Source organism: Mesorhizobium intechi (genome assembly GCF_002879535.1).
Lineage (GTDB): Bacteria > Pseudomonadota > Alphaproteobacteria > Rhizobiales > Rhizobiaceae > Mesorhizobium > Mesorhizobium intechi.
The window spans coordinates 1-13,048 of sequence record NZ_PNOT02000089.1 but is presented as its reverse complement, the minus strand read 5'-3'; the positions used below and the strand labels follow the sequence as shown (position 1 = coordinate 13,048).

Below are 13,048 nucleotides of genomic sequence, written 5' to 3'. Positions count from 1 at the left end.
AGCTCGAACAGGCCCGTGCCCCAGGCCGCGAGGGTCGGCAGCGGCATGCCGAGGCCGGCGAAATAATCGGATGTGCCGGCAATGTTGGCGAGTGCCTGGAAGCCGGACGGCACGAACAGCACGGCAAACAGCAGTCGCGAAACCAGAAGCAAAGCATCGCGGGTCATGGCTACCTCCCTTGCCGGCGCCCCCTTGGGCCTCAGCCGGCTGCCCCGAAGTCTACGCCTGTGAGGCCTCGGCCGAAACCGGACCCTGCTATTCCAGACAACGAAAAGCGGCGCGGAAAATTCCGCGCCGCTTTAATCGAGGCTTGGGAGGGAGGTTCAGCCGCGCTTGGCGTCGATCGAATAGGCACCGGCGCCCGATGAAGCCAGCAGCAGGAAGCCGCCGGTGATGGCGAGGTTCTTGAGGAACTGGATCATCTGCATCTGATCAGCCCAACCGGTATGGGCGACCAGCCCGGTGGCGACGGTGAAGATCGCGAGCACCCAGGCGGCGATACGGGTCTGGAAGCCGACGAGGATGGCGAGGCCGCCGATCAGTTCGATCAGGCCGACCACCACAGCCGTTACGGTCGGGGCGGGCAGTCCGAGGCCGCCAAAGTAGGCCGCGGTGCCGGAAATGGCGGTGAGCTTGCCGAAACCGGAAAGCAGGAAAATGACCGCGAGCAGGATGCGGCCGAGCAGGATGGTGACAGAGCTGTTGGACGCAGTGCCGGCGCCGGCGGTGGAAGTGTTGATGGACATGGTGTCTCTCCGAATGGGTCGAATGACCCTGAGATAGACGATGCCGACTGTTCACCAAAGCCGCCGATGTGGCGACACATTGTTCACAGGCTATACATTTTCGTGAATGGCAAAAGAGCGCGAAATTCGTGTCGGGTGATGCGAAGGCGGGAGTAAATTCTCCCACCGAAAAACACCTTACCCCGGATGCGTCATGTCCTCCGGCCGCACCAGCCGGTCATAATCGGCCTCGCTGACCAGCCCGGTGGCCAGCGCTTCCTCGCGCAGCGTGGTGCCGTTCTTGTGCGCCGTCTTGGCGATCTTGGCGGCATTGTCATAGCCGATGGTGGGCGCTAGCGCCGTGACCAGCATCAGCGAGCGGTCGAGCGCCGCCTTGATGTTGTCTTCTCGCGCCTCGATGCCGACGACGCAATTGTCGGTGAAGGAGACCGAAGCGTCGGCAAGCAATTGCACCGACTGCAGGAAGTTGTAGGCCATCAGCGGGTTGTAGACGTTGAGCTCGAAATGGCCCTGGCTGCCGGCGAAGGTCAGCGCCGCATTGTTGCCGAATACCTGCACACAGACCTGCGTCATCGCCTCGCACTGCGTCGGGTTGACCTTGCCTGGCATGATCGACGAGCCGGGTTCGTTTTCCGGCAGCGACAGTTCACCGAGGCCCGAACGCGGGCCCGAGCCGAGGAAGCGGATGTCGTTGGCGATCTTGAAGAGTGCCGCAGCCGCCGCGTTGATGGCGCCGTGCGAGAACACCATGGAATCGTGCGCCGCGAGCGCCTCGAATTTGTTTGGCGCGGTGACGAAAGCGATGCCGGTGATGGCGGCGATGCGATCTGCCACTCGCTCGGCGAAGCCGACCGGCGCGTTGAGGCCGGTGCCGACGGCGGTGCCGCCTTGCGCCAGTTCCTGCAGGCCGGGCAGTGTCATTTCGATGCGCTTGATCGACGAGGCGACCTGCGCCGCATAGCCGGAAAATTCCTGGCCGAGCGTAAGGGGCGTGGCATCCTGCGTGTGGGTACGTCCGATCTTGATGATGTGGTTGAAGGCCCGGGCCTTGGCGTCGAGCGCCTTGTGCAGGTGCTTCAGCGCCGGCAGCAGATCGTGCACCATACGCTCGGCGCAGGCGATATGCATGGCCGTCGGATAAGTGTCGTTCGACGACTGGCTCATATTGACGTGGTCGTTGGGATGCACCGGCTTCTTCGAACCCATGACGCCGCCCAGCATCTCGATCGCCCGGTTGGAGATCACCTCATTGGCGTTCATGTTGGACTGCGTGCCCGAGCCGGTCTGCCAGACAACCAGCGGAAAATGATCGTTGAGCTTGCCGTCGATAACCTCTTGCGCGGCCGCGATGATCGCCTTGCCGATCGCCGGATCCAGCCGCTTCAGCTCCATATTGGCTTCCGCCGCCGCGCGCTTGACGATGCCCAGCGCGCGTACGATCGAGGCCGGTTGCTTTTCCCAGCCGATCTTGAAATTACCCAGGGAACGCTGCGCCTGCGCGCCCCAATAGCGGTCGGCGGCAACCTCGATGGGGCCGAACGTATCGGTTTCGGTTCTGGTCTTTGGCGTGCTCACGGCAAGTCTCCGGTGTATCGATTTGGGCAAGGGCGTATCGCGTTGCACAAATGGCTTCAAGCGGAGATTGCGGACAGCCGGAATGCAAATCGGTTGAAGACGAGGGTTCGTCCTTCTTCCTTTGCGCGAGAAGGAGAGGACGCCGGGTATCGCCGTCGATCGCGAAGAGTCCTCCGCATCGGGCACTCCGAGATCGCCTTGGCCAATGCCAGAGCACTGCATAGTCGTGGCTGGGCCAAGCCGCCGGCCTATCCCGGGGTAAGAACTTCCTCGGTTGTCTATGCTTGGATGGGACAGCTGCGCCCATTCGGCAGGCCAGAGCAGGTCTACGCCGATGAGACGCATCGGCCATGCCCGCGGCGCGCTGGCGTGCCATCCTGGACGAGATCCGCCGCGCCGACCTGACCACCGAGGCGCCCGGCGAACCCAAACACTGATCATCGCCGGAGCGTGCGACCCGCTGTTCGGCAGAGGCGCACCAGCGGCGCTGTCGCGTTGCCTGGCGGGGGCACGCCTCGTGCGCGCCGAGGCGTGCGGCCACAACCCGCATTGGGAGGACCCGGCCCTTGTCGCAGGGGCCATCATCGAGGCGTTCGACGCCTAGCGCCCGACCAGGGATCGCGACGTGGGGGACAGCCGCAGGGTCTCGGTTGGTTTGGCCGGATCAAGCTGAGCTGCCCGCCAAAAGGCCCGCCATGCCGGCACGCCTGCGAGGGCGGCTTCGTGGCTTGCATGCGCTTCGGCGCTGTCGAACCGGGCGACGGACATAAAGATGTTCTCGCTGGCCCGAACCGGCAGCCGCGGAAAACTGTTTTCGGCATGTTCGGTGACAAAAGCGGCGAGGAGGCGCACACCGGGCGCCTTCATCATCGGCGCCGCCTCCGCCGCGAAGCGACTGGCGAATTCGGCCCCCGCTCCTGATCGCAAATGATGAATCCGGATGACAACAATACCACCCAAACCGTTCTGATTGCTGGAGATTTTGTGCTCGGCAGGAGCCGGCCGCTGAAGTCCTGACAGGCCGAAGCCGGCGCTCGGCCATGCCGGCTTCAGCAGCAGCACATCGTCCGAATCGATCATGGTCGCATTGGCTGCGTCGCGGTGCGCCGCCCAGATCGGCCCGTCGTAGAAGGCGGCCAGCGCCTCCTTGCGTGCGGCCATGCTGTCGAAGCCACGCAGCCAGACGAACATGTCCGGACGGTCCAGATCGCGGAACTGGCCGATGATGGTCATTCCAGCCGCTTCCTGGCCTTCGATGAACTCGCGGTCAAAGAGGGCAATCAATGTTTCGCGGCGCCCGGGCCTCAACGTATACTGCCGCAATTCGACGACGGGCGAGGCGAGCGTAGCAGCCATCGGCGCGACGTTCAGAGGGAGGTTCATCCGCTGGTCTCCAAAAACAGGGTGATCATCCTGTTTATAAACAAACCGGTTGTCCGGTTTTGTCAACTTGCTATTCTGTGACGATGTCAGCAGAGATTCGATCAGGCGCAAGGGCACGAAAGCGCGTCAACGACCCCGAGGGCATGCGCTGCAAAGTGCTCGATGCCGCCGAAGCCGCGTTCCAGGCGCGCGGCTATCACGCGACCAGCTTCGGCGATCTCATGACAGTGGCAGGTGTCAGCGGCGGCGCGCTGCATCATCATTTCCCGACAAAGAAGGCGCTGGCCCTGGCGGTGATCGAAGAGCGTGTGGCGGCAGCGGTCGAGGCGACATGGATCGCGCCGGTAAAGGCAGCGGTTTCGGCGCGCGAAGGGGTAAGGGCCGTGTTCGAGGCCGTCGCGACGGAACTGGAACAGCAGGGTTTCGTGCGCGGCTGTCCGCTCAACAATCTGGCGCATGAATTGTCGCTCGCCGATCCGGATTTCCGCGCTGCCCTTGCTGGCATCTTTGCGGCATGGCGCAAGGCGATCGCCGACAAGATCAAAGCCGACCAGCAGGAGGGCAGGGAGCAAGGCACCGATCCCCAGCATTTTGCGGCACTTGCCGTCGCTGGCTATTCCGGCGCCATGTCGATGGCCAAGACGGCGCAGGACCCAGGCCCATTGCGCGACTGTCTGGCGGCACTTGGCCAAGCCTGAGCCGCGGCTACGCGCGGTTGACGATGGCTTTTGAGGGCGGGCCAACCGATCCGCGCTCGAAGATCGATGTTGGCAGAATGAGCCTTTCCGCAGGGCGCGGATCTCCCTTCAACCGCCGGATGAGCAATTCCGCGACACCCTTGCCAAGCGCGTAGACGGGCTGGTCGACGACGGTAATGGGTGGTGTTGTCACGCTCGTCCAGTCCGCATTATGGAAGGTGATTAGCGAAATGTCCTCGGGAACCCGCAAGACGCGCTGGCGGATCACTCTGAATATCTCCAGTGCTATGACGCTGTCGGATGCAAGGATTGCTGTAGGCCGATCTGGCCCGGACAGCATCGCGTCGGCCACCCTGCGCGTTTCGGCGGGGCTTGTTGCACCAAGCCGAACAAAGCGTTCTGGCCGATCGATCCCGGCATCCCGGCACACTGTGAGGAAACCGTCGATGCGCTCGCGAACCGACGAGGTGTAGATCTGACCGAGATCGCGGTACTCATGCCCTTTGGCGTCGACCGCGGTCACATAGGCAATGTTGCGGTGTCCGGCATCCACAAGAATGCGGGTCGCCCGCATGGCGATGCCGCGGTCGTCGACCGTGACTGTATCGACGTCCAGATCGGGCAGCGCCCTGTCAAGCAGGGCGAGCGGCCGGCCTGAACGATGGATGTCGCGCAGGTGCGATATGTCACGCGATTCCGATGGCGTGACGATCAGCCCGTCGACGCGCTTGCCGATCAACAGCCGCACGGCTGCCTTCTCAACGTCGATTCTCTCGCCGGAGTTGGCCAGAATGACGTTGAACCCGGCTGCCCTTGCCGCATCGCTGATGCCGCGCACCGCGAGGCTGAAGAAAGGGTTCTCGATGTCGCCGACAACCACCCCGATGATGCCGGACCGGCCGGTTGTCATGCTGCGAGCCAGCTCGTTCGGCCGGTAGTCCAGCGCCTTGGCCGCGGCCGTGACGTCCGCGCGGATCGCATCGCTGACGACGCCGTATCCGCCGAGCACGCGCGCGGCTGTCGCCTTCGATACGTTTGCCGCCCGGGCGACATCGCTGACCGTTATCGACGGGGTCTTGGGCGCGGTTCTTTTCATCGGACGAACGACTACAAGAGTTGTTGACGGGAGGTCAATCTGGCGATAACGATTATCAAAGAGACCGGTCTCAATCAACAAGAGACCGGTCTCTTTATAGAAAATTGCGAGCTGGTAGGCTAAAGGGACGTCCTGCACATTCAGCGGGTCGCTGTCGGGGCGATGTCAAGCGCGGGCTCGACACAAATACCAACAAGAACAGACCTTCAGAGTGGAGAGAAGACATGAGCACAGGAATTCTTAAGTCGTTGATGTCACCGATCCAGATCGGTGTGATGGCTCTTCTGGCCATCGGCATCGGCGCCGGGTTGGCTTCGGGAGCCGCCGCCGCGGATGACAATCCCTATGGTCTTATTGATGCGAAAGTCATTTCAGTTGGCACGATGGGCGACGCCAAACCCTACGCCTTCACCCAGGCGGATGGCACGTTCACCGGCTTCGACATCGAGTTGTTCCGCAACGTCGCCAGCCGCCTTGGATTCAAGCCGGACCAGGTGATCTTCACCGGTCAGGAATTCTCGGCGCTGATGCCCTCGGTTGCGAACGGACGCTTCGACGTCGCGGTCGCGGCGATCGGCACGACGGAAGCGCGCAAGAAGACGGTCGATTTTTCCGACGGGTATCTTGCCGGCTATCTCTCTGTGCTTACCTCGGACAAGGCGATCACGTCGGCCGACGGGCTCAAGGGCAAGCGCCTCGGCGTCGTGCAGGGGACGCTCCAGGAAATCTACGCGGCGAAGAACTTTGTCGGAACCGATCTCGTCAAGTTCCCCGACAACAACTCGGCCGTTTCAGCACTCAACAACGGAACCGTCGACGCGCATTTCCTCGACTACGAGGCCGCCAAGCAGTATGGCGAGCGCTATCCCGGCCTCAAGATCGCAATCAATATCCCGTCCTTCGATGCCCCGGCAGGCTTCGTGGTGCGTAAGGGCAATGACAAGTTCCGTGGTGCCTTGAACACCGCCCTTCACGCGGCCATGCAGGACGGAACCTGGAAGACGCTCTACGAGAAGTGGTTCCCCGGTTCGCCCATGCCTGACCAGTATCTCCCGAAGAAGTGACCGCACCCGGCCGCCGGCGCAAAAGCCGGCGGCCGCACCTTACGCCGCCGCCGTGCTTGACGGCGGACGATGCGGGCAGCGCAACCGAAAGGCGGGCGAATGGACTGGCTTGAAAACTTGCGGCGCAGCTTCCTCGACTGGCAGGCCATGGCGGACGTGCTGCCCAGCATGATCACCATCGGACTGAAGAACACCTTGATCCTTGCGGTCGCGTCCACGGTGCTGGGTGTCATTCTTGGCATGATCCTGGCAGTCATGGGCATCTCGCACTCGCGCTGGCTGCGCATTCCCGCCCGGGTCTACACGGATATTTTCCGCGGCCTTCCGGCGATCGTCACGATTCTGCTGATCGGCCAGGGCTTTGCCCGCATCGGCCGCGAAATCTTTGGCCCTTCGCCCTATCCGCTTGGCATTCTCGCCCTCAGCCTGATCGCCGGCGCCTATATCGGCGAAATCTTCCGCTCGGGCATTCAAAGCGTCGAGCGCGGGCAGATGGAGGCCTGCAGGGCGCTCAGCATGAGCTATGGCCAAGGCATGCGCCTGATCGTGATACCGCAAGGCATCCGCCGCGTCTTGCCAGCCCTGGTCAATCAGTTCATCGGCAACGTCAAGGATTCGAGCCTTGTCTACTTCCTCGGTCTGCTCGCGTCGGAGCGCGAGATTTTCCGTGTCGGTCAGGACCAGGCTGTGGTCACCGGAAACCTCTCTCCATTGCTTCTGGCCGGTGTTTTCTATCTCGTTATCACCGTGCCGTTGACCCATGTGGTCAATTACATCGACAATTCGCTGCGCGTCGGAAAGCAAAAAGCCGGCCTTGTCACCAGCGGCCTTGCCGAAGTGAGCGAACTGGAGAGCGCAATCAGCCGCCCGCACTCCGAGGCCGACCCTGAAGGCAACGCTGCGCTTCCCCGCTTCAAGGGCGGCAGTCTCACCATCACCGATCTCGACATGGCCTATGGCAATCTCGATGTCCTCAAGGGGGTCAGCCTGACAGTCAAACCGGGGACGGTCACCTGCGTCATCGGCCCATCAGGATCGGGCAAGTCGACGCTGCTGCGCTGCCTCAATCGCCTGGTCGAACCCAAAGGCGGTGACGTGCTGCTCGATGGCGCGAGCATACTGGCAATGAAGCCTGAAAAACTGCGGCGGCGTGTCGGCATGGTTTTCCAGCATTTCAATCTGTTTCCCGATCACACGGCCTTGGAAAACGTCATGCTGTCGCTGACCAAGATCAAGGGCATTCCGGCGCAGGAGGCTGAACGAATCGCCGAGACGCGCCTAGCTGATGTTGGCCTTGCCGCCCGCAAACACCATCGTCCCGGCGGTCTTTCCGGCGGACAGCAGCAGCGTGTGGCAATCGCCCGTGCGCTTGCAATGGACCCGGAGGTCATCCTGTTTGACGAAGTGACGAGCGCTCTCGATCCCGAACTGGTGAAGGGCGTTCTCAACCTGATGGCGGACCTCGGCCGGCGCGGCATGACAATGGTCGTGGTGACCCATGAAATGGGCTTTGCCCGCAAAGTCGCCGATCAGGTCGCCTTCATGGATGAAGGCCGCGTCATCGAGGTCGGCACGCCTGCCGCGATCTTCGACACGCCGAAAAGCACGCGTCTGAAGCACTTCCTTGCCGAAGTGCTTTGACAGCATGAGCCCCGAGACGGCCGCCCAATCCAACCTCACCAGTGAAAGAACATCCCATGGCTACACCACGTTCGGTCTCAAAGGTCGTTGTTGTCGGGGGCGGCATTTTCGGTGTCTCCTCGGCTGTTCATCTCGCAAGGCTCGGCGTCCAAACCGTCCTGGTCAATGATGGACCGCTCGCCAAGGGAGCTTCCGGCCGTTCGCTCGCCTGGCTCAATTCCGCGCGCAAGCGATCGGCGGAATATCATCGCCTGCGCATGATCGGCATCGACCGCTACCGGACGCTGTCGGCGAGGTATCCCGATGCCGCCTGGCTGCGTTTCGACGGTGGCCTGACATGGGACGCGGATGACGCCTCGAACGAGATCGACGATGTCTTCGCCCATGAAAAAGCCCTCGGCTATGACGCGCAACATCTGTCCGCCCACGCCATAGCCTCGGTCACGCCAGGTGTCGCAGCAAGCGCCGTCACACCGCAAGGCGCGATCTTCAATCCCGGCGAGGGCTGGGTCGACCTGCCGTCGCTGATCGAGATATTGATTGCGGAGTTCGTGGAGCGTGGCGGGCAACTGGTCACCGATGCTGGAATCGCCGCGGTCACGGTCGTCGACGGCCGTGCCACCGGCGTCACGACGACAAGCGGCATCAGCCTTGCTGCCGACGCGGTACTCCTGGCGACCGGCGGCGATGTGCCGCGAATGGTTGCGGACGCCCAACAGTATATCGCCGATGGGACGCCGATCGCGCTGCTCGTCAGGACCAAGCCGGTCGATTTGCCCCTGCGGGCCGTGCTCAACACGCCGCGCGTCGCTATCCGGCCGACACCGGACGGAGCCCTCGCGCTCGATTCCGCTTGGTCTGAAGAAGAGGTGGTGGTCAATTCGGACGGCACCTACAGCGTCAAGGCTTCGACCATTCAGGGGCTGCTCGACGAGGCCTCGAAGGTCATCGAGGGACATCCAAAGTTGGAACTGCAAAGTCACGGTGTCGGACCCAAGCCGATCCCCGGAGACGGCGAGCCGGTCTTTGGTCAATTGAAGGATATCCAGGGATATTATGTTGCCTTCAGCCATAGCGGCGCAACGCTTGGCCTGATCGCGGGCGAGTTGCTTGCCGGCGAGATCGCCAGCGGCATTGAGCATCCGCTGCTTGCGAACTTCCGTCCAAGCCGCTTTTGATCAGACCGGTCCAAAAGGCTTCCTGCGCGCCATGCCCCCTCTACGCGGCGAGCGGCTTGATCGTCTCGTAGTCGTTGAACGATTCCGCGCTGACCGCGACTCATAGGCGTGGCGACGGAGATCATCCCGCCCGCGACCGGCCGAAACTCGCTTTGGATGCCGGGCCACGCCAAACGTTGATTGCGATGTCGATGGTCAAGACAGTGCAGCCGAAACTGGACGGACGGACGTCGCCTGTGCTGAAATTCCGCCGATGATGAAACGCGGGGCGCCACAATTGCTTTCACGACGCTGCTTTCTGATGCAGGCCGCGGGTCTTGCCGCGGCCGGAGCGCTTTCACGCCCGGCGCTCGGACAGACCGGGCAGCGCATCCAGCCCATCGACGCCACCTTCCTGTTCATCGCCGATGTCCATGCCTGCCGAATGGCGAGCGGCCTCAGCCCCAACTGCCGGCTGGAGGGCAAGACCGACGTCGCGCTGCTGCGCAATGTCGCGGCGCTGAATGCCATCAATGACAAGCACTGGCCGGCCGAGATCAACGGCGTCGCCACCGGCTTGCGTTCGGCCGGCAACCGGATCGGCATGCCGCTCGGTCTGGTCGTCGGCGGTGACATCACAGACGATGGCGGTGGCCAGATCACCCAGCCGAGCGAGGGCACGCAGCTGCTGCAGTTCAGCCAGCGCTATAGCCAAGGCGTCGGCTCGGATCGCGTCCACATGCCGGTCTATGTGGGGCTCGGCAATCATGACCTCGACCAGAACGGTCCGCCGCATCATGTCGATTGGTACCGGCGTGAACTGCGCGACTACGTTGAGGTCAACCACCGCCCGGGCGTGTTCTTCAAACCACCTGTGCCGGCCACCAGCTATGATGTCGACACTGACTGCTATTCATGGGATTGGGGCGGCCTGCACCTGGTCCAGGCCCATCGTTTCACCGGCGACACCGGTCACGGCGCCGACTCGAGCCTGCCTTGGCTCAAGCAGGATCTGGCGACCTATGCGGCGGATGGCCGCCCCGTCATCCTGTTCCAGCACTATGGCTGGGACACGTTTTCGACGGAGCGGTGGGATCCCGCCAAGCGCACCTATGACGATGACGGCGCCGGTGCGCCGCACTGGTGGGGCGAGGGGGACAGACAGGCGCTGCTGGCGGCGATGAAGGGCTACAATGTCGTCGGCATCTTCCACGGCCATCAGCATGACACCCCGCTGATCTACCGCCGTGACGGGCTCGACCTGTTCAAGCCGAAGGCCGCTTATATGGGAGGGTTCGCCGTGGCCCGAGTGACCAGCGATGGCATGGACGTGGTGCTGGGCGAGGCAATCGGCGACCAAGGCGAGGTCACCTTCACCAACGCCTTCAGCAAGGGCTGGAGCACTTGAAAAGTGTGGCCCTGATGGCGGCCTTTTCGATTGGCCACGCATCTCGCTGCGGGATCAGAGTGCCTTCCTGACCTTGTCCTTCACGTCGCCATAGACCTTCTGAACCTTGCCGGCGACCTTGTCGGCCATGCCCTCGGCCTGGGTCCGTCTGTTGCCGGTCGCCTTGCCGACGGCCTGTTTGACCGCGCCCTTGACCTGCTTGGCCAGACCGGCGACGTGATTCTTGTTCACCATGTTCCGCATCTCTGGGAGGAGTTTGAATTCGGGGGAATTCGTCCGTCGGCAACAAACGGGCCGCCGTCGATTACGTTCCGGGCGCTGTTGCGGAATAGGATGACTGCGCGGACCCGCTTCCGGTGGCAATGCTGGCGGGATAGGTTGCGCGGACGCACCGTGCGCATGGGGAGAAAAATGGCGGAATTCACGCTCTACATCGGCAACAAATGCTTCTCCTCGTGGTCGCTGCGGCCATGGGTGGCGATGAAGCATCTGGAGATCCCGTTCGAAGAAGGTTTTGTGCGGCTGCGTACGCCCGAGACCTTTGCCAATCTGGCGAAGGTGTCGCCGACCGGTCAGGTGCCCGTCCTCGACCACAAGCCGTCCAAGGGAGGGGGCAGGATCGTCTGGGAAACCCTTGCCATTCTTGAGTATCTCGCTGACCTGTTTCCCGAGAAAAAACTCTGGCCGACCGATATCGGCGCCCGTGCCTTGGCGCGCGCGGCGGCGACCGAGATGCATTCCGGTTTTCGCGAGGTACGCTATGGCTGGCCGATGAATTTGCGGCGACCGAAGGGGCACAAGCCGCTCGACCCGGAAGGGGAAGTGCAGCGGGCGCGCATCGAGGCGCTGTGGCGCGAATGCCGCGAGAAATACGGCAAGGGCGGTCCGTTCCTGTTTGGCGATTTCACCGCGGCCGATGCCATGTATGCGCCGGTCGTCACCCGCTTCGACACCTATGGCGGCGAACTCGCGCCCGACACCAGGGCCTATGTCGACGCCGTGCTGGCAATGCCGGCGATGCGGCACTGGTATGCGGAGGCGGCGAAGGAGCCATGGCCCGAGCCGGGGCCGGACGAATAGACCGAATGACGGACAGCAATAAGGGTTCGCTCCTGGAGGAGGACCGATGGCCAGCCACGAAGCACCACCTGAAGCCGCGACGACAAGGATCTTCCATTGCCGGCTGATACCGCCGCGGCCGGACTTCGCCTTCACCATGACGGACGCGGAAAGAGAGCTGATGAGCCGGCATGCCGACTATCTGCGCGCCAAGCTGCGCGACGGCATCATGATCTTGGCTGGCCCGGTCGCCGATCCGGCCGGCCCTTGGGGCCTGCTGATCCTGCGTGCCGGCAGCGAGGCCGAGGCAAGGGCGGTGACCGATGGCGATCCAGTGGCAAGGTCGGGTCGCGGCTTCCGCTACGAGATCCTGCCGATGATCAGCACGATCATGTAGGGCCGACACCGCAAGCTAACGGCCTGGCTCCGGCCACAGCGCCTCCAGCATGTCAGGCAAAAGCTCGTCGAGCAGATGCTGGGACCTTGCTTGCGGTGTGAGGCGCGAAGACTTCCCGCTCAACGCCAGATGGGCCGTTCACGGCTGAGCAGCCTGCTAAGATCATGGGGCTTGTCGACGCGTCGAACTCCACATTCTCGGGTCGCCCAAGCAGCGCCTGGATCGTGCGAGCGATGGGAACCTTGGCCTGTTCCAATGCCGCCGCCAGCCGCGCATCGTCGGCCAGCAGAAGGTCTATCGCATCGCCCGGCAACCGGTGCCGCTGCGCGAGCCCCACCCAGTCGCGGGCCGTCACAATGATTCGGGAAAGAGCCTGGCCTTTGGCACAAATAAGAACGCCCCTCGCACCGGTTATTGTGCGGGAGGCGTCCTTTGGTCAGCGTTCCTGAGATTGCTCTCTGAAATTGCTGACCAAAAGGAAATGCGCTGGCGTGGAATTGGTTCCGGAGTGGTGTGTTTTTTTCCGTTCATCAGTTGAGGTTCCATTCGCGTGACAACCTGAAATTGAATATGAGCCTCGGAGAAAACCAGAAATTGACTCTGCGACAAAAGCAGTCTAGAAGAACTATGTCGATATTTGTTTGACTGACTTTTGTTATCCGCGCATGCATGCGCGCCTTTGACGAACTTCCCCATCAAAAATCGAGACAAAAATCGCGGTGCAGTCGCACCGAGATTACCGAATATTTGCCATGGAAAGGGTTCGTTTATGAGCACCGGCACAGTTAAATGGTTCAACGCCACCAAAGGTTTTGGTTTTATTC

General features: G+C 62.5%; 14 protein-coding genes. 7 read left to right on the top strand and 7 right to left on the bottom strand.

Going from position 1 to position 13,048, the window contains the following annotated elements; all coding sequences use genetic code 11:
• The 4 genes from C1D09_RS08415 to C1D09_RS08395 all read right to left on the bottom strand — a co-directional run.
• Window positions 1-167 (bottom strand): DoxX family protein (locus C1D09_RS08415; RefSeq protein ID WP_143973837.1); only part of this gene is annotated, 167 nt, incomplete at its 3' end.
• A gap of 156 nt (window positions 168-323) precedes the next feature.
• A complete protein-coding gene (locus tag C1D09_RS08410) occupies window positions 324-746 on the bottom strand; it encodes a DoxX family protein (RefSeq protein WP_143973836.1) in 423 nt (140 codons plus the stop codon).
• Window positions 747-923: 177 nt separating this feature from the next.
• Complete coding sequence (gene fumC / locus C1D09_RS08405) at window positions 924-2,321, bottom strand: class II fumarate hydratase (protein WP_143973835.1); 1,398 nt, start codon at window positions 2,319-2,321, stop codon at window positions 924-926.
• Between the two features lie 600 nt (window positions 2,322-2,921).
• Window positions 2,922-3,770, bottom strand: a complete 849-nt coding sequence (locus tag C1D09_RS08395) for an NIPSNAP family protein (protein ID WP_425463407.1) — start codon at window positions 3,768-3,770, stop codon at window positions 2,922-2,924.
• 77 nt (window positions 3,771-3,847) lie between these two features.
• Here C1D09_RS08395 and C1D09_RS08390 point away from each other — a divergent pair, with 77 nt between their 5' ends.
• Entirely contained in the window at window positions 3,848-4,402 is a 555-nt protein-coding gene (locus tag C1D09_RS08390) for a TetR/AcrR family transcriptional regulator (RefSeq protein WP_167514527.1), read from the top strand.
• A gap of 7 nt (window positions 4,403-4,409) precedes the next feature.
• Here C1D09_RS08390 and C1D09_RS08385 read toward each other — a convergent pair whose 3' ends face one another.
• Window positions 4,410-5,498: a LacI family DNA-binding transcriptional regulator gene (locus tag C1D09_RS08385; RefSeq protein WP_143973840.1), complete on the bottom strand. Its 1,089-nt coding sequence runs from the start codon at window positions 5,496-5,498 to the stop codon at window positions 4,410-4,412.
• 224 nt (window positions 5,499-5,722) lie between these two features.
• Between C1D09_RS08385 and C1D09_RS08380 the strand changes: the two genes are divergently transcribed.
• From C1D09_RS08380 to C1D09_RS08365, 4 genes are all read left to right on the top strand, one after another.
• Window positions 5,723-6,562, top strand: a complete 840-nt coding sequence (locus C1D09_RS08380) for an ABC transporter substrate-binding protein (protein ID WP_143973833.1) — start codon at window positions 5,723-5,725, stop codon at window positions 6,560-6,562.
• Between the two features lie 99 nt (window positions 6,563-6,661).
• Window positions 6,662-8,203 carry an amino acid ABC transporter permease/ATP-binding protein gene (locus C1D09_RS34030; RefSeq protein WP_143973832.1) on the top strand — a complete coding sequence of 514 codons (1,542 nt, stop codon included), beginning with the start codon at window positions 6,662-6,664 and terminating at the stop codon, window positions 8,201-8,203.
• 56 nt (window positions 8,204-8,259) lie between these two features.
• Window positions 8,260-9,381, top strand: coding sequence for an NAD(P)/FAD-dependent oxidoreductase (locus C1D09_RS08370; protein ID WP_143973831.1), 1,122 nt, complete (start codon window positions 8,260-8,262; stop codon window positions 9,379-9,381).
• Between the two features lie 253 nt (window positions 9,382-9,634).
• The gene (locus C1D09_RS08365) at window positions 9,635-10,768 is read left to right on the top strand and encodes a metallophosphoesterase (protein ID WP_143973830.1); all 1,134 of its coding nucleotides are present in this window, start codon (window positions 9,635-9,637) and stop codon (window positions 10,766-10,768) included.
• Between the two features lie 54 nt (window positions 10,769-10,822).
• Here C1D09_RS08365 and C1D09_RS08360 read toward each other — a convergent pair whose 3' ends face one another.
• Complete coding sequence (locus C1D09_RS08360; protein WP_167514526.1) at window positions 10,823-11,011, bottom strand: CsbD family protein; 189 nt, start codon at window positions 11,009-11,011, stop codon at window positions 10,823-10,825.
• 168 nt (window positions 11,012-11,179) lie between these two features.
• Here C1D09_RS08360 and C1D09_RS08355 point away from each other — a divergent pair, with 168 nt between their 5' ends.
• Window positions 11,180-11,848: a glutathione S-transferase family protein gene (locus C1D09_RS08355; RefSeq protein WP_167514525.1), complete on the top strand. Its 669-nt coding sequence runs from the start codon at window positions 11,180-11,182 to the stop codon at window positions 11,846-11,848.
• Window positions 11,849-11,894: 46 nt separating this feature from the next.
• A complete protein-coding gene (locus C1D09_RS08350) occupies window positions 11,895-12,224 on the top strand; it encodes a YciI family protein (RefSeq protein ID WP_143973828.1) in 330 nt (109 codons plus the stop codon).
• 411 nt (window positions 12,225-12,635) lie between these two features.
• On the opposite strand, the gene C1D09_RS34200 is transcribed toward C1D09_RS08350, so the two are convergent.
• Window positions 12,636-13,048, bottom strand: a 413-nt coding sequence (locus C1D09_RS34200; RefSeq protein ID WP_342780214.1) for a hypothetical protein, incomplete at its 5' end; no start/stop codon positions are given.

Excerpts from the sequence above, each read along its gene's own strand:
- C1D09_RS08410 (WP_143973836.1), bottom strand. The coding sequence starts at position 746 with ATGTCCATCAACACTTCCACCGCCGGCGCCGGCACTGCGTCCAACAGC.
- C1D09_RS08390 (WP_167514527.1), top strand. The coding sequence starts at position 3,848 with ATGCGCTGCAAAGTGCTCGATGCCGCCGAAGCCGCGTTCCAGGCGCGC.
- C1D09_RS08385 (WP_143973840.1), bottom strand. The coding sequence starts at position 5,498 with ATGAAAAGAACCGCGCCCAAGACCCCGTCGATAACGGTCAGCGATGTC.
- C1D09_RS08380 (WP_143973833.1), top strand. The coding sequence starts at position 5,723 with ATGAGCACAGGAATTCTTAAGTCGTTGATGTCACCGATCCAGATCGGT.
- C1D09_RS34030 (WP_143973832.1), top strand. The coding sequence starts at position 6,662 with ATGGACTGGCTTGAAAACTTGCGGCGCAGCTTCCTCGACTGGCAGGCC.
- C1D09_RS08370 (WP_143973831.1), top strand. The coding sequence starts at position 8,260 with ATGGCTACACCACGTTCGGTCTCAAAGGTCGTTGTTGTCGGGGGCGGC.
- C1D09_RS08365 (WP_143973830.1), top strand. The coding sequence starts at position 9,635 with ATGATGAAACGCGGGGCGCCACAATTGCTTTCACGACGCTGCTTTCTG.
- C1D09_RS08360 (WP_167514526.1), bottom strand. The coding sequence starts at position 11,011 with ATGCGGAACATGGTGAACAAGAATCACGTCGCCGGTCTGGCCAAGCAG.
- C1D09_RS08355 (WP_167514525.1), top strand. The coding sequence starts at position 11,180 with ATGGCGGAATTCACGCTCTACATCGGCAACAAATGCTTCTCCTCGTGG.
- C1D09_RS08350 (WP_143973828.1), top strand. The coding sequence starts at position 11,895 with ATGGCCAGCCACGAAGCACCACCTGAAGCCGCGACGACAAGGATCTTC.